This window comes from Pseudocolwellia sp. AS88 (assembly GCF_030551755.1).
Lineage (GTDB): Bacteria > Pseudomonadota > Gammaproteobacteria > Enterobacterales > Alteromonadaceae > Pseudocolwellia.
In genome coordinates, this window is sequence record NZ_JAUPEC010000021.1 from 32,970 (window position 1) to 51,470 (window position 18,501).

Annotated in this window: 13 protein-coding genes; 1 reads left to right on the top strand and 12 read right to left on the bottom strand. The window is 37.0% G+C overall.

Translation table 11 applies throughout. The features are described from left to right. Window positions 1-35 precede the first annotated feature (35 nt). The 6 genes from astA to nirB all read right to left on the bottom strand — a co-directional run bounded on the left by astA (window position 36) and on the right by nirB (window position 7,948). The gene (gene astA, locus Q5N69_RS13925) at window positions 36-1,052 is read right to left on the bottom strand and encodes an arginine N-succinyltransferase (RefSeq protein ID WP_304369608.1); all 1,017 of its coding nucleotides are present in this window, start codon (window positions 1,050-1,052) and stop codon (window positions 36-38) included. A gap of 280 nt (window positions 1,053-1,332) precedes the next feature. Further along, window positions 1,333-2,547, bottom strand: coding sequence for an aspartate aminotransferase family protein (locus Q5N69_RS13930; protein WP_304369609.1), 1,215 nt, complete (start codon window positions 2,545-2,547; stop codon window positions 1,333-1,335). A 383-nt stretch (window positions 2,548-2,930) separates the two neighbouring features. Then, window positions 2,931-4,076 carry an HDOD domain-containing protein gene (locus Q5N69_RS13935; RefSeq protein WP_304369610.1) on the bottom strand — a complete coding sequence of 382 codons (1,146 nt, stop codon included), beginning with the start codon at window positions 4,074-4,076 and terminating at the stop codon, window positions 2,931-2,933. Window positions 4,077-4,172: 96 nt separating this feature from the next. Beyond that, a complete protein-coding gene (locus Q5N69_RS13940; protein WP_304369612.1) occupies window positions 4,173-4,772 on the bottom strand; it encodes an aminodeoxychorismate/anthranilate synthase component II in 600 nt (199 codons plus the stop codon). A 271-nt stretch (window positions 4,773-5,043) separates the two neighbouring features. Further along, on the bottom strand, window positions 5,044-5,376 hold the full coding sequence (nirD, locus tag Q5N69_RS13945) for a nitrite reductase small subunit NirD (RefSeq protein WP_304369613.1): 333 nt from the start codon (window positions 5,374-5,376) through the stop codon (window positions 5,044-5,046). Between the two features lie 10 nt (window positions 5,377-5,386). Further along, window positions 5,387-7,948: a nitrite reductase large subunit NirB gene (gene nirB, locus Q5N69_RS13950; RefSeq protein ID WP_304369616.1), complete on the bottom strand. Its 2,562-nt coding sequence runs from the start codon at window positions 7,946-7,948 to the stop codon at window positions 5,387-5,389. 443 nt (window positions 7,949-8,391) lie between these two features. Here nirB and Q5N69_RS13955 point away from each other — a divergent pair, with 443 nt between their 5' ends. Then, the gene (locus Q5N69_RS13955) at window positions 8,392-10,908 is read left to right on the top strand and encodes a TonB-dependent siderophore receptor (RefSeq protein ID WP_304369663.1); all 2,517 of its coding nucleotides are present in this window, start codon (window positions 8,392-8,394) and stop codon (window positions 10,906-10,908) included. 127 nt (window positions 10,909-11,035) lie between these two features. Here Q5N69_RS13955 and Q5N69_RS13960 read toward each other — a convergent pair whose 3' ends face one another. The 6 genes from Q5N69_RS13960 to Q5N69_RS13985 form a co-directional block, all read right to left on the bottom strand. Further along, a complete protein-coding gene (locus Q5N69_RS13960; RefSeq protein ID WP_304369618.1) occupies window positions 11,036-12,850 on the bottom strand; it encodes a bifunctional protein-serine/threonine kinase/phosphatase in 1,815 nt (604 codons plus the stop codon). Beyond that, the gene (locus Q5N69_RS13965) at window positions 12,840-14,309 is read right to left on the bottom strand and encodes a NarK family nitrate/nitrite MFS transporter (RefSeq protein WP_304369620.1); all 1,470 of its coding nucleotides are present in this window, start codon (window positions 14,307-14,309) and stop codon (window positions 12,840-12,842) included. The genes Q5N69_RS13960 and Q5N69_RS13965 overlap by 11 nt, the downstream gene beginning before the upstream one ends. Before the next feature lie 223 nt (window positions 14,310-14,532). Beyond that, window positions 14,533-15,639 carry a biotin-dependent carboxyltransferase family protein gene (locus Q5N69_RS13970; RefSeq protein ID WP_304369622.1) on the bottom strand — a complete coding sequence of 369 codons (1,107 nt, stop codon included), beginning with the start codon at window positions 15,637-15,639 and terminating at the stop codon, window positions 14,533-14,535. After that, a complete protein-coding gene (pxpB, locus tag Q5N69_RS13975; RefSeq protein ID WP_304369623.1) occupies window positions 15,639-16,454 on the bottom strand; it encodes a 5-oxoprolinase subunit PxpB in 816 nt (271 codons plus the stop codon). Before pxpB ends, Q5N69_RS13970 begins: the two co-directional genes overlap by 1 nt. Then, window positions 16,448-17,221 (bottom strand): 5-oxoprolinase subunit PxpA, encoded by a 774-nt coding sequence (locus Q5N69_RS13980; RefSeq protein WP_304369625.1) that lies wholly within the window; start codon window positions 17,219-17,221, stop codon window positions 16,448-16,450. Before Q5N69_RS13980 ends, pxpB begins: the two co-directional genes overlap by 7 nt. A 10-nt stretch (window positions 17,222-17,231) precedes the next feature. Continuing rightward, window positions 17,232-18,395: a YcbX family protein gene (locus tag Q5N69_RS13985; protein ID WP_304369626.1), complete on the bottom strand. Its 1,164-nt coding sequence runs from the start codon at window positions 18,393-18,395 to the stop codon at window positions 17,232-17,234. Window positions 18,396-18,501: the final 106 nt, after the last annotated feature.

The window sequence follows — 18,501 nt, forward strand, 5'->3', positions numbered from 1 at the left end:
CTAGTTTATTATTATCTAGCTTGATCTCATGCTTTCTAATTTTCTACTAAACGCACCCAGTCACCATCAGTAACATTTAGGGCTTGGGCAGTAGATTGTGATAGCACAACATCTTCTGAATCTTCTTTAAGAGTTATCGCTGCTTGTACGGCAACAAAACCTTCAATTTTTGTATTACATACTATGTAATTATTCTCTTCTGTAACGTCGCTAATAATAACTTTGCAACGCTTACTTTTAGCTACGGTTTTAATGTTGCTGATATTACATTCAACCGTTGGTCCGGCATCAAAAATATCCACATAACCACGACGACAAAAACCTTCTGCTTCTAATAGTTTTAAAGCAGGGATGGTTTTTTCATGTACTTGATTAATAACAGCTTGAGCTGATTCACTAAGTAAATTTACATACACAGGATGTTTTGGCATGAGTTCAGCGATGAAAGATTTATTGCCTATACCTGTTAAATAATCAACGGTAGGGAAGTCCATCGAGAAAAAGTGAGCTTCTAACCAATTCCAAAAAGGTGAACGCCCATTATCGTCAGACACTCCACGCATTTCAGCGATCACTGTTTCGTCAAAACGTTCAGGATGTTCAGCCATAAATAAAAAGCGTACGCGAGATAAAAATCTGCCGTTGCGACCTTTACGATGGCTTTCACTTAAAAATAAGGTACATATTTCTGAAGCTCCGGTGTAGTCGTTACATAAAGTAAGGGTTTCCACTCGGTTATAGATATTTAGTTCTCTAGAACTATGTACAACTTTTCCTAGGTGATAATGATAAAAAGTATCTTCTAAACCTACTGCAGCTTCAATACCTGTTGTACCTACAACTTTGCCGGTATCGGTATCTTCCATTACAAATAAATAGCCTTCGCTGCCAGCTTTAGATACTTCTTTTTTGAAAGAAGCCTCTGCACAGTTGATACGCTTTTTTAATAAACCTTCATTTACTGGTAAGGAAGTAAAACCATGTCCAGATTCTTCTGCAATACGATATAAGGCATCGTAATCATGCTGTTGAATAGGGCGAATAATGATCATAAAGTTTTCTCTACTAGTAATTTAGTGTTACAGGATTATTGAGTTGAATACCTAATCATTTAGGCTAAAAGACTTTATTCAATAATACTCTTAAGTGCTTTTCTGCAATGTTTTTACTTGGGTGAAGAGATTTATAATCCAATATATTTAGTTGGTTATAAAAACTACTAAAGCAGAAATCACCCATAACAAAAGACTACTTAGCGAAATACGTATGCTAAGTAGTACTTTTTTATTCAGTTAGGATCTTTTGAGTGTAGTCGATATTTTGAAATACAGACTATTGCGCTATTTTAGCCACTGCTTTTTCGAAACGAGCTAGGGCTTCAGCGATATCAGTGTCAGGTATCACTAACGATGGAGTTAAACGAATAACGTTAGGGCCAGCTACTAAGATCATTAGACCTTCTTCCATAGAAGCATTTAAAAAGTCTTTCGCTTTACCCGCATACTTTTCAGTGAGTTCTGCACCGATTAACAAACCTTTACCTCGAACTTCAGCAAAAATATCATATTTAGTATTAATAGCATTAAGACCATCAGTAAGGAGTTTCGCTTTAGCTGTTACACCTTGTAAAACTTCTGGTGTATTAATGGTATCAATAGTCGCTTCAGCAACAGCACAAGCTAATGCATTACCGCCGTAAGTACTGCCATGAGTACCTATTTTTAAATGGCTAGCAATAGCTGTAGTTGTTAACATTGCTGCAATAGGGAAACCGCCACCTAGTGATTTAGCACTTGTTAAAATGTCAGGAGTAACATCCATACCCATGTATGCGAATAACTCGCCAGTTCTACCTGCGCCTGTTTGTACTTCATCAAAAATCAATAATGCATTGTGTTGGTCACATAAATCACGAACACCTTTTACAAACTCATCAGTAGGAGAGATAACACCACCTTCGCCTTGTAATGGTTCCATTACTACGGCACATGTTTTGTCTGAGATAAGCGCTTTAAGGCTATCAAGGTTGTTGTATTCTGCATGACAAATGTTGCCAGGTTTAGGACCAAAACCATCTGAATAAGCTTCTTGTCCGCCTACAGTAACGGTAAAGAATGTTCTACCGTGAAAACCTTTTTTGAAGGCGATAATTTGTGATTTTTCAGCACTGTATTCTTCTAATGCCCAACGACGAGCCAGTTTAAATGCTGCTTCATTTGCTTCAGCACCCGAGTTAGCAAAAAATACTTTCTCTGCAAAAGTTGCATCAACTAACTTCTTAGCTAGTCTTAATGCTGGCTCGTTTGTCATTACATTTGATAAATGCCAAATTTTCTCGCCTTGTTCTTTAAGAGCAGACGTTAATGCAGGATGACAATGACCTAAACAGTTAACTGCAATTCCGCCAGCCAAATCGATATATTCGCGATCTTCTTGGTCCCAAACACGAGAGCCTTGACCACGAACAGGGATCACTGCAGACGGTGAATAGTTTGGTGCCATTACATCATCAAATAATGCGCGATTTACTGGGAATTTATTAGTCATTTCTTACTCCACTAATTACTGGCCTTTTTGCCATTTAATAAGGTTCTATTTTGTTAAAAATTAAGATCCAAAAATACAGGTTAATTTCATTTTTCTTGTTCATTCAAGTATGAAATTGAGCTTATTTGTTAAGGGTATTATGGTACGAAAGTTTAGGTTTGTCTCGTCTAAAATGATTAAAATTTGACTTGCTCAATACAATAATCACGGGCTTGACAGGTTTTATTCATTTTAAATGAATAACTATAGTTGGATAAATGAAGTGATATATTTCTGTTGCATCTGTGGCGCTGAAATTCGCGTCGATTTAAACAAAAATTCGCTAGAGTTATAAATAATCAGAAAAAAAATTTAAATTATTTTACATAAAAGGTGATTAAATCTTAATTAAACCTAAGTTTTATGTGATCAATATCACTTTTTTTCAATAAGGCGAGACATTTTGGTGTCATTTTTACTTGAGATAAAAGTAGTTTTACTTCACTTTTAGATATCAATTCTTCTCGTGCTAATCCTCTAAAAGTTACATAAGCTTTTGCCTTTGCTACTACTTGCGCGATGGGACACATTTTTTTGTATTCTGTGGCATAGGCTAAGTCAAAAATTGGTTCGGTAATTTGCAGTCTTTCGAAGCGCATAAGTTCGACAATATCTGCAGATATTTTATCGCTGCGAGCAATAAGTTGCTCTAAAAGTAATTCTGGTGATGAATCAAACTCGAGTAGAGCATCATGGACTTTTTTATCTTTATTATCGTACGCCTTTTGTAATTCAGCTCTATGTAATTCATCGTAGGTTTGTAAATAATAGCGTGTTACAACTAATCGACCGATATTACTAAACATGCCAGCGGTAAAGGCGGTAAACCTATCTAAACCAGTATCTTCAGCAAGTGCAGCTGAGGCTAATCCTATGGCTAAACTGTCATTCCACAATTTACGTTTTAATAACTTAAAAGGTGTGGTTGAGTGAGGCAGTATATATTTTAGGGTAAATGTAGGAATAACCTGTTGTAAGTTATCTAAGCCTATATAACTCAGCGCTAAGTTAGGATCTGTTACTTGTACGTCAGCTCGTTTTCTATATTGTGGCTTGTTTACTAAGTTAACTACTTCGCGTGCTAGCCAAGGCAGTAACTTAACTAAAGGAGATATGCGTTTAATTGATGCAGCTTTTAAACATAGAATTTCTAAAACTTCGGGCGCAGCATCTTTAATTGCTAATGTTTCGTAAAATAAGCTTTCGGTATTATCTAGTTGCAGATCCATTTTCTCGTTTACTTTCGTAAAGAGTTGCTCCATGACTTGTTTTTTAAAATGGTTTTTTCCGTGGTTTTCTATGATCTTATTTTTATTCGTTTCTTCTTCTATGGCTAATAGTTCTCTTCTACGATTAACTTGCTCGCTATCTTGATGCCCACTCAATGATATTTTTCCACTCATTTTCTCCGCAAAGTCTTTACCGATTAATAAACTTAATGACTTATTGTAAATAGGAGCAATGTGTTCGTTATTATTAAGTATTAGCATATAAAAAAATTCTAGGGCTCTTTAGGTGATAAATCAGTGTGATCTCTATATCGGATAGTAATGGCGGAACATGAGTAATGATTGCTTATTTACTTATTATTTATAATCACATGAGTAATTCTCATATAAGGTAATAAAATTTTTCAATAATTCATGACCTTGTTCTGTTAAAACAGATTCAGGATGAAATTGTACACTGTCTATCGGGTGTTTCTTATGAGAAAGTGCCATTATTTCTTCGCTATCGTTGTCATGACTCCAAGCCGTCACTGTTAATTCTTCAGGTAACGTATTTTTATTAACAACTAATGAATGATAGCGAGTAACCGTGAGCGGGTTATTTAGGTTTTCAAAAACACCTGTGTTGTTATGGCTGATACTGCTTGTTTTACCGTGCATAACCTTAGAAGCTTTCTCTACAACAGCACCGTAATGTTGAGCAATACATTGATGCCCTAAACATACCCCTAATAAAGGTATTTTTCCTGCAAAGTGTTCTATAACAGCTAACGAGATGCCTGCCGAATCTGGATCACAAGGGCCTGGCGATATAACGATGTATTGTGGCGCGAGTACTTTTATTTCTTCAATGGTAATTTGATCGTTTCTACAGACTTTTACTTCTTGATGCAGTGATTGAAAATAATGCACTAAGTTAAAAGTAAAAGAATCGTAGTTGTCGATCATTAATAACAAGAAGATTTTCCTTTGGAATTATAAATAAGTTAAAGAGTTTTATTCAGACAGTATCAAGCGGCGCTATTCTAATAGGGTAGAGCGAACAATACATCTATTATTTTAATTAAAGAACCTTAAATCAATAATTTCAAATAAAGCATTAAGTGAAGGTCTTAAGTGATAAGTATTACGTGAGAAGCATCAATCCAATTAAATGAGAATAAAAAACGCAGCAACTAAAAGCTAGTTGCTGCGTAATAAGCCTTTCAAAATTTCAGGTAATAACTTGTTAAGCTAATACTTGAACTTCATCATTTTGTAAGCGCGTATCGTAAGTTTTAATAGCAACAGTTTCGTCGTCTAAACACTTTCCACTGTTTAAAACAAAACGTTGTTTATATAGAGGTGATGCAACATAAATTTGACCTTTGCTGTCGCCAATTAAACCACGATATAACACATTAGCTTGACCGATTGGATCCCAGTTACCTACCGAAAATACATCGTCTTTAACTTGAAAGATCGCAATTTGTTCTTCGTTTGCCAATAATGCACAAACACCTGAATTTTTAACTAAGTCATCTTTGTGGCAAATGGTTTGCCATTGTTTTTCAATTGTCATTTTTTTATTCCTACGCCGGTTCTACTTCGCGATCAGTCGTAATATCTACAGTATGGATTTGTACGCCTTTATAGCTTTTTTCGTCACCTCTGGCTGGACGAATTTGTTCGCGCTCTGTTACAAATTCAATGTTTTTGTCTACTGCTTTAGAGTTAACAAATTGACGGAAACGTTTTAACTGTTTCGGATCTTCAATGGTTGTTTTCCATTCACATTGATAAGTATCTACAACAGCGTCCATTTGGCTTTCAAGCTCTTGGTTAATAGATAAGTGATCATCAATAACAATCTTCTGCATGTATTCTAAGCCGCCTTCAAGGTTGTCTAACCATACTGAAGTACGTGTTAATCGATCAGCTGTTCGTACATAAAACATTAAGTAACGGTCGATGTATTTCACTAATGTTTCGTCATCAAGGTCGGTAGCAAATAAATCGCCGTGACGAGGTTTCATACCACCGTTACCACTTACGTATAAGTTCCAACCGTTTTCTGTGGCGATTACACCTATATCTTTACTTTGCGCTTCAGCACACTCACGTGTACAACCTGATACTGCAAATTTAATTTTATGAGGAGAGCGTAAACCTTTGTAGCGGTTTTCTAAGAATATCGCCATTGCCATGCTGTCTTGCACACCATAACGACACCAAGTACTACCAACACATGATTTAACTGTTCGTAAAGATTTACCGTAAGCGTGACCTGTTTCCATACCTGCCGCGATTAATTTCTCCCAAATGTCAGGTAATTGATCAACACGAGCACCAAATAAATCGATACGTTGACCACCTGTTACTTTGGTATATAAGTTGTATTCTTTCGCTACTTCACCAATAACAATTAAGCGCTCTGGCGTTACTTCACCACCTGGCATACGAGGTACAATTGAGTAAGTACCGTCTTTTTGCATGTTACCTAGATATGTATCGTTTGTGTCTTGCAGCGGTAAGTGATCTTCTTGTAATACGTAGTCGTTCCATACAGAAGCTAAGATTGACCCCACAGCTGGCTTACAAATTTCACAACCAATACCACAACCATGTTTTTCAATTAAGGTATCGAAATTTCTGATTTTTTCTACTTTAACGATATGGAAAAGTTCTACACGGCTGTAAGCAAAATGTTCACAAATATCTGTACTAACTTCTACACCACGTTTTTCTAATTCGTGATCGGTAACTGTTTTAACTAAAGCAGCACAACCACCACAACCTGTTGTTGCTTTAGTACAAGACTTAACGCCTGCAACATCGCATGCGCCTGCATCAATCGCACTAATAATGTCGCCTTTAGTAACGTTCAAACATGAACAAATAGTTGCGGTATCTGGAAGGGCGTCTACACCTAGTGTTGGTTTCTCACCTGAGCTTGGTAAAATTAAGCTGTCTGGGTTTTTAGGTAATTCAATTGCATTTAATGCATATTGTAATAATGAATCGTATTCGCTGGTGTCACCTACAAGAACAGCACCTATTAATGTTTTACCGTCTGCGCTCACTACAATCTTTTTGTAGATATCGTCTGGTTCATTAAAGTAAGTATATGATTTAGCTCCAGCTGTACGTGCATGCGCATCGCCAATTGAACCTACATCCATTCCCATTAGCTTTAACTTGGTGCTCATGTCTGCACCAGTAAATTGTTGCTCACCGCCAATAATATTGTCTACTGCAACTTTTGCCATGGTGTAACCTGGAGCTACAAGACCATATATAAAGTTATTCCAAAGGGCACATTCACCAATGGCATAAATGTGTTCGTCTGAAGTTTGACATTCATTGTTAACAACAATACCGCCACGTTCACCTATTTGTAGGTCAAAATCACGCGCTAAGTTGTCGTAAGGACGAATACCTGCTGAGAACAAAATAAGATCGGTTTCTAAATGAGTACCGTCGGCAAATACCATACGATGTACACAATCTTCACCATCAATAATTTCACTCGTCGCTTTTTGTGTATGTACTTGAACGCCAATGCCTTCAATCATATTTCTAAGTAATTCACCGCCATCTTTATCTAGCTGAACACCCATTAATTGTGGTGCAAACTCTACAACATGAGTTTGTAAACCTAACTCTTTTAATGCGTTAGCCGCTTCAAGACCTAATAAACCACCACCAACAACAACACCTACTTTGCCTGAATTAGCTGAGGCTTGAATCGCGTCAAGATCATCAATGGTACGGTAAACTAAACAATGCTCTCTTTCTTTACCTGGAATAGGTGGAACAAAAGGGTAAGAACCTGTTGCTAAAATAAGTTTGTCGTAAGCATATTTATCGCCAGTTTCAGTACTAACAGTTTTTTCTGCTTTATTGATATTGGTAACTTTAGCGTCAGTAAAAAACTTAACACCTAATTCATTATAGTGTTCGGGTGTCGTAAGGGCTAAATCCTCAGCGGTTTTACCTGAGAAGTATTCAGAAAGGTGTACACGGTCATAGGCAAGTCTATCTTCTGCCGACAATACTGTAATTTCATAACCATCATGTTTAGCCATTTCATCAACAAAGTGATGACCAACCATTCCGTTACCTACAACTACGATCTTTTGTTTTATGCTCATACTACAATCCTACTTTGCTATTTAATGCCGCATCGATGCGGAACTGAGGTTATGTATACAGGACGTTGTTATACCCCTCGACTTAGTAGATATAGAGCAAACACAGTGCCATGAATTTTAATTGTTAGTAATCAGCTGTTTATGTTTTTTAGACGTGAAAAAAATTTACCTATGCACAAGTGTGAATACATTTCCGCACAAGTGCAGTGCACATTCAATAATATAAAAGCCTCTTAAAGGCGTGAACAAAGCTCTGATAGGTTATTTATTATAGAATTGACTTTATTATTACGAAATTCTTCGTATTTAATGTTGCATTTTTATGTTATAGCCATCAGTATAATTACCAAGATAAACATGATTCACCCCAGATAAAGTAAGGCATTCGCCATACAAGGAGATACATTTTGTTAAATACCTCTTATAAAAAACTTACTCAAAATATTCGTCATTCATTTAAAGCACATTCCGCTATTGGTTTAGGGCTTGCTCTTTCAGTTAGTGCTATTCCCACTTATACCGTGCAAGCTGCAGAGTCATTAGAAGAAGCTAACGTTGAGCGTATTATTGTTACTGGTTCACGTAGGAATGACAGAACCGTTTCTGAAAGCATGGTACCTATTGATGTACTAAGTGCTGAAGATATCGCTAAAACAGGACAGTTAGAAGTAAGCCAAGTGCTATCTAATCTTGTACCGAGTTTTAACTATCCAAACGCTACTGTTGCTGACGGTACCGATCACGCTCGTCCAGCTGTACTTCGTGGTTTAGCACCTGATCACACGCTAGTACTTATTAATGGTAAGCGTCGTCACAGTGGTGCTTTACTTAATTTAAATGGAACGGTAGGTCGAGGTTCAACAGCCGTTGATTTAAATACTATTCCTACTGCTGCCATTGAACGTATAGAAATTCTTCGTGATGGCGCAGCTGCTCAATATGGTTCTGATGCTATTGCTGGCGTTATCAACATCATTCTTAAAAAGAGTGAAGGCGGCAGCATTAATGTTACTTATGGTAAACATGTAACAACTATGGATGGTGTACCTGAGTTACAGCAAACTCAAATAGATGCTAATGGCGATTTAGATTTTGTAACGGGTGGCGATAGATCCCGTACCGATGGCGCAACAACTACGCTTTCTGCCAATTGGGGAACTACATTTGAAAACAATGGTTTCATCAATTTATCGCTAGAATCTCGCGATCGTGATGCAACTAACCGTTCAGGTTTCGACCCACGCGAACAATATGACCGTATTAATGGGGAATTAGATCCTCGTGAATTAACTTTTAATCGTTACAACCACAACTTTGGTAAAGCCGACATTAAAGATACGGCTTTCTTCTATAATGCTGGCGTATCATTAAGTAACGAGGTAGAGCTCTATTCATTTGGTAGTTATGCTGTTCGTGATGGTTTATCGGGTGGTTTTTACCGAGAGCCTAACGATAGTAATAACATTCCTGAAATTTATCCTGATGGTTTTTTACCTCAAATTGGTTCTGATGTTAAAGATCAGGCGATTGTTGTAGGTGTGAATGGTGAAGTAGATGATTGGACTTGGGATTTAAGTGTTAATTACGGCAAAAATGATTTTGAATTTGAAGTGGTTAATAGTTTAAATGCTTCAATGGGACTTGACAGCCCAACTGAATTTAAAAACGGTAGCCTAGTTTACGATCAAACCGTAGTAAACTTTGATGTGACTAATATGGTTGATTTAGGTTTAGAAAACGAAGTGTTTCTAGCGATGGGAGCAGAATATCGCTCTGAAGGTTATCAAATTATTGCAGGCGAAGAGGCTTCTTACATTACTGTACTTGATGACAATGGTATTCCTGTTGCAGCTGGTGGTGCGCAAGTATTATCTGGTTTTTCTCCAGAAAGTGCCGTTGATGAAAGCAGACATAATGTTGCTTTATATGTTGATTTAGATACCGACTTAACAGACAAATTAAATATCGCTGTAGCGACGCGTTTTGAAGATTACAGTGATTTTGGGTCAACACTTACGTCTAAGCTCGCAGCGAGATACGAAGTATCAGATACCTTAGCGTTTCGTGGTGCAATTAGTACTGGTTTTAGAGCGCCGAGTTTAGCGCAAACGTCTTATAAATCTATTGCGACAGTTTTCGAAAATGGCATTCCAAGTGAAGTAGGTTTGTTCCCGGTTTCTGCATCAGCAGCGCAAGCATTAGGCGCAAAAGAGTTGGAAGCTGAAGATTCAGTCAATGGTACGTTAGGTTTTGTTTATGAGAAAGAAAACTTCAACTTAACGGTAGATGCTTACCAGATTACTATTGATGACCGTATCGTATTATCTGAAAACTTAAGTGGTGATGCTGTTGTAAACATTTTACAAGAAGCTGGCGAACTCAATACACAACGTGCGCGTTACTTTACTAATGCTATAGATACCAAAACAAAAGGTGTTGATGTTGTTGCAACTTACGACCTTGATTTAAGTACTAACGGCGAGCTACGTTTAAGTGCAGCCCTTAACATTAATGAAACTGAAGTCACTCATGTAAAAGAAAATCCAAGTGAGTTATCAGCATTAGGCGATAGCTATGTTGTATTCTCACGCAGAGAAATTGCACGTTTTGAAGATGGTACACCAAAAAACAAGCTGAACTTAGCTGCGGGTTGGACCTTAGATGAACTACAAGTTAATTTACGTGCGACACGTTACGGCGAAGTTATTGACTCTGGTACTACGGTTGAAAACGATGAAGTATTAGATCCAAACTGGATAGTGGATTTAGATGTATCGTATGCACTTACTGATAATCTTAAAATATCGTTAGGGGCGAATAATTTATTCGACGAATACCCACAAGATACTGTAAGTAATATTGGTCAATCTAACTTTAACCAAATATTCCCGTACTCTGGCTTTTCATCGTATAGCATTGACGGACGCTTTTTATATACGCGTTTGAACTATACTTTTTAACATTATATGAATCATAGCTATGTAAACTAAGCTAGATAAACAAAAGCGCCTGAATCAGCCAATGATTCAGGCGCTTTTTTTGTTTAATATATTCTGTTGTTTGTACATATTTAGAGCAGGTTCTAAATTAATAAATAAGGGCAATAATAAAAGCTACAAACAATATGGCAGACATGCTTTGCCAGAATTGAATAGGGTTACGCTCCATGATGGGCTGTTTTTTATATTCCTGTAAGGCATTAATATTAGGCTTGCTTAAATCGGCAAAAAACTCAGAGAAAGCGTTATACCTTAAAGCGGGATCTGCTTCAGTGGCTTTTTTCAGTGCTAAATCTAACCATAAAGGTAAGTCACTTCTAAAGTGAGTAATACGTTTGTATTGAAATGGCGAATAATCACTAAAGGTGACTTCAGCTCTTACCATAGGTTTATAAGGTAAACTCCCACACAGCATTTCATAAGCGATAACACCTAACGAAAATAAATCACTTTTGTGATCTGCATGTAAGGTCAATAAGGTTTCTGGGGCAATATAATTTAACGTGCCTTGTGGAACCGATTCGGCTAAATTATTACTGTTTTCTTCTAATGAGGCGACAAGTACCGTACCGTAATCAATTAAAGTGACTTTACCATAAGCATCTATCATGATGTTGTCTGGCTTCAAATCCCGATGAACTAAGTCTAAACGCTGGAATGTGCGTAGCGCTTTGATCACTTGTTCTAAAATATCACGAACTTGAGCAATACTCGGATTTTTATTGTCATGCATCCATTCTGATAGAGTTTGCCCATCAATATATTCGCAAACATGATATAAAAATTTACTGTTAGTTTTAGCGCTTTGAATACGCATTACATTACGATGATTTACACGTTCGCCAATCCAAGCTTCGCGCATAAAACCTTGTAGATAAATCATATCATCAGCAAAGTTTTCTGAAGGAACTTTTAACACAAAAGGGGTTGGTTCTGATTCTTGCTCAACAAGATATAAATGTGAGCGTATGCTGGCGTGAATAACTTTTCGGACTTGGTAATTGTCTATCTTCATACCCACTTCAAGAGCAGGTGGTATGGTTTTACTTAGTAAGTCTCTTTCTATTTCGATAAGTTCGCGATTAGGCGTACTGCCAATATACATAAGTAAGCAACTAACATTGTCGTTACTACCCATTTCTAAAGCAAAATTTACAATAATTTTACTGGCGTTTTCTAAGTCTTCATTACTTGGGTTTTTTGGTAAATCACGTAATCGAGATTTGATGGCGGCTGTTGATAAAAAGTCGTGTACGCCATCACAAGTTAAAATATAAATATCACCAGCTTTAACATCTATTTGATGTACGTCTACTTTTAGGCGAGGATCTGCACCTAAAGCACGCGTTAAAATAACATTAGTACTGTTAGTGCCACTTCTTCGATTGTGATCGCGAGTGATTATTTCGATATCATTTTCACGATAGACACTTAAACGTGTATCCCCAACATGAAAAACATAACCCGTAGAAGACTTCACAATTAATGAAGTAAAAGTGGTTAGCCATTGTAATGATTCACCGTTGGCAGAATCGGTTTGAGAAGATAACCATTGGTTTAAACTAGTGAGAACTTTTGATGCTGACTTTTGTGTAGACCAAGTGTCTGAGGTTGCGTAATAATCATTGATAAATTGGGTGACGGAAACCTGAGCCGCATCGGCAGCTCGGCTTGCGCTTGAAACCCCATCAGCGATTGTAGCGACAACACCTTTCGATATAATTTCGGCGGCTTTGGGAACAAGTGCTGCGAAGGCATCTTGATTTTCCGCTTTTTTACCGGCTGTGCTGTAGCCACCAAAACACACGTCTAATTTGTCTGGTGTGTTTTGGCTTTGTGCTGATGTTTGTTCTGTACTTTTATCTGTACTTTTTTCAGAATTAACTGAAGGTTTATGAGACATTTATTAGCTCAATGCTACCGTCTTCACGTACTTCGGTAATTGTTCCTTTTGGTTCTTGCATAAATAACAATGCAATAAATCCAACAACTGCCGTCGCCGCAATAACAAGAAAGAATGTTGAATAGTCTACCACTGATAATACGGTTAGATAAACTACAGCACCTACGTTTCCGTATGCTCCAGTCATACCAGCAATCTGGCCTGTTAAGCGACGTTTAATAAGTGGCACAGCCGCAAATACCGCACCTTCACCTGCTTGAACGAAGAAAGAACAAGCCATTGCAGTAATTACAGCGATAACTAAAGGCCATGAACTATCAATTAACGACATAGCAAAATAACCTACGGCCAAGCCAGCAGTTAAAATAAGTAAGGTTTTCTTACGACCAAATTTATCACTTAACCAACCGCCACCAGGACGCGACATTAAGTTCATGAAAGCGTAAGTGGAAGCTAACATTGCCGCGTAAACCATTTCTAACTCGAAAGTTTCAGCGAAGAATAAAGGTAACATTGAAATAACAGCTAACTCAGAACCAAAAGTAGCAAAATATAAAATATTTAATACCGCAACTTGTTTGAATTTATAACGATGCGATTCAGGCACTTCATTTTTAAATAAATGACCATTCACTTTAAATGTTTGTTTAACTTCAATTAAGAACAAAATAACTAAGGATAAGTACGCGATTAACGTTGTACTTTCGGTAAATAATGAAACACCTGATGGTGAAAGTTTCCAAGCAAGTAATGCTAAGGCGCCATACATAGGAACTTTCATTATTAATAGTAAGTAAAAATCAGGAACGCTGGTTACTTCCATTGCACCTGTTTGTTTTGGTTTAAAGTAGGTTGAGCCTTTAGGTGTGTCGTTAACGTTTGCATACCAAATCAAACTAAATGCTAGGCTTAATAAACCTGTTAGCGCTACAGCATATCTCCAGCCATCATCACCACCAAATAATAAAGCAATTGACGGTAAAGTCATTGCTGCTGCTGCAGAACCAAAGTTACCCCAACCACCGTAAATACCTTCTGCAGTACCTAATTCGTTAGCTGGAAACCATTCAGAAACCATACGAATACCAATAACAAAACCGGCACCAATAAAGCCTAATAAAAAGCGAGCAATTGCAGCTTGTTCAAAGGTATCAGCAAAGGCAAACATAAAACATGGAATACTACATACTGCGAGTAGAAGTGCATAAACTAAACGAGGTCCGTATTTATCGGTAAGCATACCAATAATAACGCGAGCAGGAATGGTAAGTGCTACGTTAAGTAACATAAGGGTTTTAAGTTCACTCGCTGTTAAGCCTAGGCTGTCACCAATAACAGAAATTAATGGAGCAAAGTTGAACCAAACCATAAAGGTTATGAAGAAAGCCATCCAACTTAAATGAAGTACTTTCATTTTTCCTGTAAATGACAGTATGTTAATGCCTGCTTGTCCACTCATAAGTTTTCACCGTATTATTTCAAAGTTGAAATTTAAAAAATCTATTGAGTATGAGATAGCAAGGCTAGTGCCATAGGGTATAAGTTTTTTTATTGTATATATATCATGAGGTTAAGTTTAATTTATTGTTTTTATTGATTTTTAATACATATAAACTGCACTGTTGTTGTTGTCTTGCACAATTACAGTGCGTTTTAAAGCGCAGGCAAAAAATGTATTTGATTTAAATTGAGAAACAGAATTTTTGATGAAAAGCGCTAAGTTGCTGTTGAGCAAAACTTAAAGTAGTAGGTGAGAACTGTATTTTATTTCCTGGACGTAGCTGACTTAATTTGAATAAGTCGGTTTGTATAACCGAGCCTAAAACGGGGTAACCACCTATCGTTTGCCTTTCTTTCATTAGAACAATAGGTTGGTTTTTACTTGGGATTTGGATAGTACCAAAAGTTACAGGTTTAGATAGCTTAGACTGCGTGTTTGACATAGAAGAGGTTATATCATCAGGTGTTTCTGATAATCGATAACCCATACGATTGCTATCTGCGCTGATGGTAAATTGATGCTTACAAAAAGCGGTTTGTTGTTTCTTAGCAAACGAATGCCATAAACTTTGAGGAATAAAACGTAGCGTTAATGGCTTATTTAGCTCTTTGTAAAACGTGCTAGGTGTTAATTGCTTTTGTGCAAATGCGACTTTAGATGCTTGCTCTAAATCAAAACGACCAGAAGCAGGGATTGTAGAAGTAAGGTTGTAATGCTCCTTATTTCTGTCATTAATATTACAATGTTCAGCTAGAGGGATCCGGTAATTAAGTGATATTGTATCTGCTGGCGCATTATTAAAGCCTAAACCTTTTTCAGTTGATGTTTGTGAACGACTGCCCAACCATTGTTTATTTTGAATACCGCCTGCAACCCCTAAATAACTGTGTAACCCCATTTTTGGTTGGCTAAAATGAATAATATCATGAGTCTTTACATGATGAATTTGCCAGTTATTTACAGGTTTATCATTAATAGATACAGAACAATCTGCTCCTGTTATGGCGATAGTACAATTTTGTTCAGCCTTAAACGTTATTTGTCCTAAGGTTATTTCTAACTGAGCCTGATTTAGATTATGGGTAAGGTGGCGATTAAGTTGAACACAAGGTTGAAAAAGCTTTTGAGCTAAAAATAATAAATAATTAGCATACAGAAAAGCATATTCATCCGCAGCTCCACTAGCACTAAAACCTAAGTGCTGACTCGACATTCGACCTAAATCTTGAACACTACAAAAGCCATTTTGCTTGATAACTGTTAAGTGATTTTTTGGCTTTGCGCTCATTAGGATATTTCCTTTATTAATTCGCCACCTAAAGATAAGAATTCTTCTAGTGTAATAGAAACAAACTTCACTGATTGTCCCACTTGAATGGTGCTGTTAAATTGTGAACTTTGACAGGCGCTATTTTTATTTTCTTCGTTATTACTCGTTAAATCAGCATGATACATATCTAAAGGTGTTTGCCCAATAATATGCCAACCACCAGGGCTGGTATTAGGGTAAATAGCGGTTTGTTGCTCTGCAATGGCAACAGCACCTTTAGGCACACTAAGGCGCGGAGATGATTTTCTTGGAAGTTGTAATTGCGCAGGTAATCTACCTAAATAACAAAAACCAGGAGTAAAGCCTAAAGCGTAAGCTCGATAAGTGGTTTGACTATGTAGCTGAATAACTTCCTCAATACTGAGCTTAGTTTGTTGAGCAACTGTTTTAATATCCCAGGCAACGCCTTCGCCATAATAAACAGGAATTTCTATAAGTGAGTTTTCTACTGAATCAACATGATTTGAGTTACTTGAAGTACTTGTTGGGTTGTTATTGTTGGTAGGATTTTGGATCAGCTCAAGCAAGAATGTATTTAAGGTGTCGTGTTGTATTTTTTCAAATTTGTAATAAATAATCAGGCTGGCATAACTTGCTATGCAATCAATTAAAACCTCTTTAAGAAAAGCAGAAGCTTGCTGCTGACAAAACATAATATGTTGATGTTGTGTTGCACAAATCTTTTCGGGCCATTCAAGTAATACGGCATTTTCACTAATGTATGAAAGGGAAATCAAAGACTGATTCTCTGATTTTTCAGATGCTTTTAACATGAGCTTGGCGATATATTGTTTGTATTATTTGAACATTCAGCGTTGAGTAATTGATGGAGTTGTTTAACGACTGCTATTGCCTCAGGATTATCGCCGTGAACACATAGCGTATCTACTTTGAGATTTAAAGGTTTTCCGTTAACGCTGATGAATTTATTGTGGCGGATTAATTGTTCACATCGGCTTATGATTTTGTCTATATCGTGTATCACCGCATTGCTTTCTTGGCGAGAAACAAGCAAGCCTTGGTCGGTATATTCTCTGTCGGCAAAGGCTTCAAATAACAAAGATATTTGATATTTACCTGCAATAGCTTTTAATTGAATGAAGGTATTATCGGTTTCAGGTAAAGCTTGAATAAGTAATGGCAGAGGATGTTTTAATGCTGAAATTGCTTGGCAAACTTGTTCGAATATTTCAGCGTTTTTCATCATGTCGTTATACAAAGCACCATGTGGTTTTACATAACTTAAAGTGGCTTTGTTACTGTCGCATATCGCTTGCATTGCACCTATTTGGTATTGAATTATCGCGATGAGTTCCGCAGCTGAATAATTAACACTAATACGGCCAAAGTTATCTTTATCGTTATAACTTGGATGGGCACCAATAGTTACCTTGTTGGTAAGTGCTAACTTAACTGTGTTGTTCATGGTTAAAGGGTCGGAAGCATGAAAGCCACACGCGATATTTGCCATGTTAATAAAGGGCATGATCAACGCATCGTTATCATGTACTTTTTCACCTAAATCGCAGTTTAACTTCATGGTTTATCCTTTAGTTTCTTGGTGCCTTACTTAGCACAATGTCAGATTTTGGAATAGAACTACAGGCTAAAACGTAACCATTTTCTATATCTTCACCAGACAAACCATCTGTGGCTAGTTGTTCTACATCACCACTTTCTAGTTTTATTTTACAGCGTCCGCACATTCCGCCACGACATGAATAAGGTAAAATTAAACCGGCATCTTCACCTTGATCTAAAATAGTCGCTTTGTTGTTACCAACCACTTCTTTATTCCAAGAACTAAAGTTGATTTTAGGTTTTTTATTTACTTTCATAGGTGCAGAATCCTGGTTAGCTGTATTTTTAATTTGTTTATTTTCTTTTATCACAAAAGTTGGGGCTTGCTTAGTTTCGATAACTTCAACTTTATCGCCAAGTTTAATTTGTCCTTGATTTAAAGGCACCAAGTTTTGACCAAACATCACATCGCCGTCTTCAACTTGCCTGAAAGTTTTTAGTGTTGTTAATGGTTCTTGTAGTTTATTTGTCTCAGCTGTTTCAGGGTTAATTGTTGTAAAAATACAACGAGAGCAAGGCGAGGTAACTTCAAATTCAACTTCTCCAATACGGATGTGTTTCCATGTGTCTTCAGCAAAACCATCGCAACCATCTACCACTAAATTCGGTCTAAACTGACTCATGGTAACCCTATTATTAGCACCGAGTTTTTGATTAAGCTGAGCTAAAGACTGTTGTGAAATAAGCAGAATAGGGTATCCGTCGGCAAAACCCACTTGGCTATTTTTGTTTTTAACATAGCGCTCTGAGTTTTCACCAAAAAATAATAACTGACAAGATTGCTCTAAATAACGACTGAACCATTGGTTGTAATGTTCGGCACCTATTTGACCTTTTATGTCGCTTTTCCAAACGGTGACATTTTGATATTCAGAAGAAAACTTAGCATATTCAATAGACAAAATAGGCATGCCAGGAGCGGTAATGTTTATGCCTGTAGAAGTCAGATTCGCCTGAATCAAACATAAGCGTGGCTCTGTGCGAGCGGTAAACATTTCACCGTTAGCGTTTGCCACAATAAAACGGCGATCAAAAGACAAACCAAGTTCTTCTACCCAGCTATTTGAAAGATGAATACCTGATGACGATTTTATTGGGTAAACTGAGATTGACTGTAATGCTAGATTGGTCACACATATTTCCTTATCAAAATGTATATGATTAATGTAAGTGGAATCTCATTGTGATTCAATCGACAATACCAATAATTACATTGAATTAACAACAAAGTCGATAGAA

Coding starts and splice junctions, on each gene's coding strand:
- astA (WP_304369608.1), bottom strand. CDS start 1,052: ATGATCATTATTCGCCCTATTCAACAGCATGATTACGATGCCTTATAT.
- Q5N69_RS13930 (WP_304369609.1), bottom strand. CDS start 2,547: ATGACTAATAAATTCCCAGTAAATCGCGCATTATTTGATGATGTAATG.
- Q5N69_RS13935 (WP_304369610.1), bottom strand. CDS start 4,076: ATGCTAATACTTAATAATAACGAACACATTGCTCCTATTTACAATAAG.
- nirD (WP_304369613.1), bottom strand. CDS start 5,376: ATGACAATTGAAAAACAATGGCAAACCATTTGCCACAAAGATGACTTA.
- nirB (WP_304369616.1), bottom strand. CDS start 7,948: ATGAGCATAAAACAAAAGATCGTAGTTGTAGGTAACGGAATGGTTGGT.
- Q5N69_RS13960 (WP_304369618.1), bottom strand. CDS start 12,850: ATGTCTCATAAACCTTCAGTTAATTCTGAAAAAAGTACAGATAAAAGT.
- Q5N69_RS13965 (WP_304369620.1), bottom strand. CDS start 14,309: ATGAGTGGACAAGCAGGCATTAACATACTGTCATTTACAGGAAAAATG.
- Q5N69_RS13970 (WP_304369622.1), bottom strand. CDS start 15,639: ATGAGCGCAAAGCCAAAAAATCACTTAACAGTTATCAAGCAAAATGGC.
- pxpB (WP_304369623.1), bottom strand. CDS start 16,454: ATGTTAAAAGCATCTGAAAAATCAGAGAATCAGTCTTTGATTTCCCTT.
- Q5N69_RS13980 (WP_304369625.1), bottom strand. CDS start 17,221: ATGAAGTTAAACTGCGATTTAGGTGAAAAAGTACATGATAACGATGCG.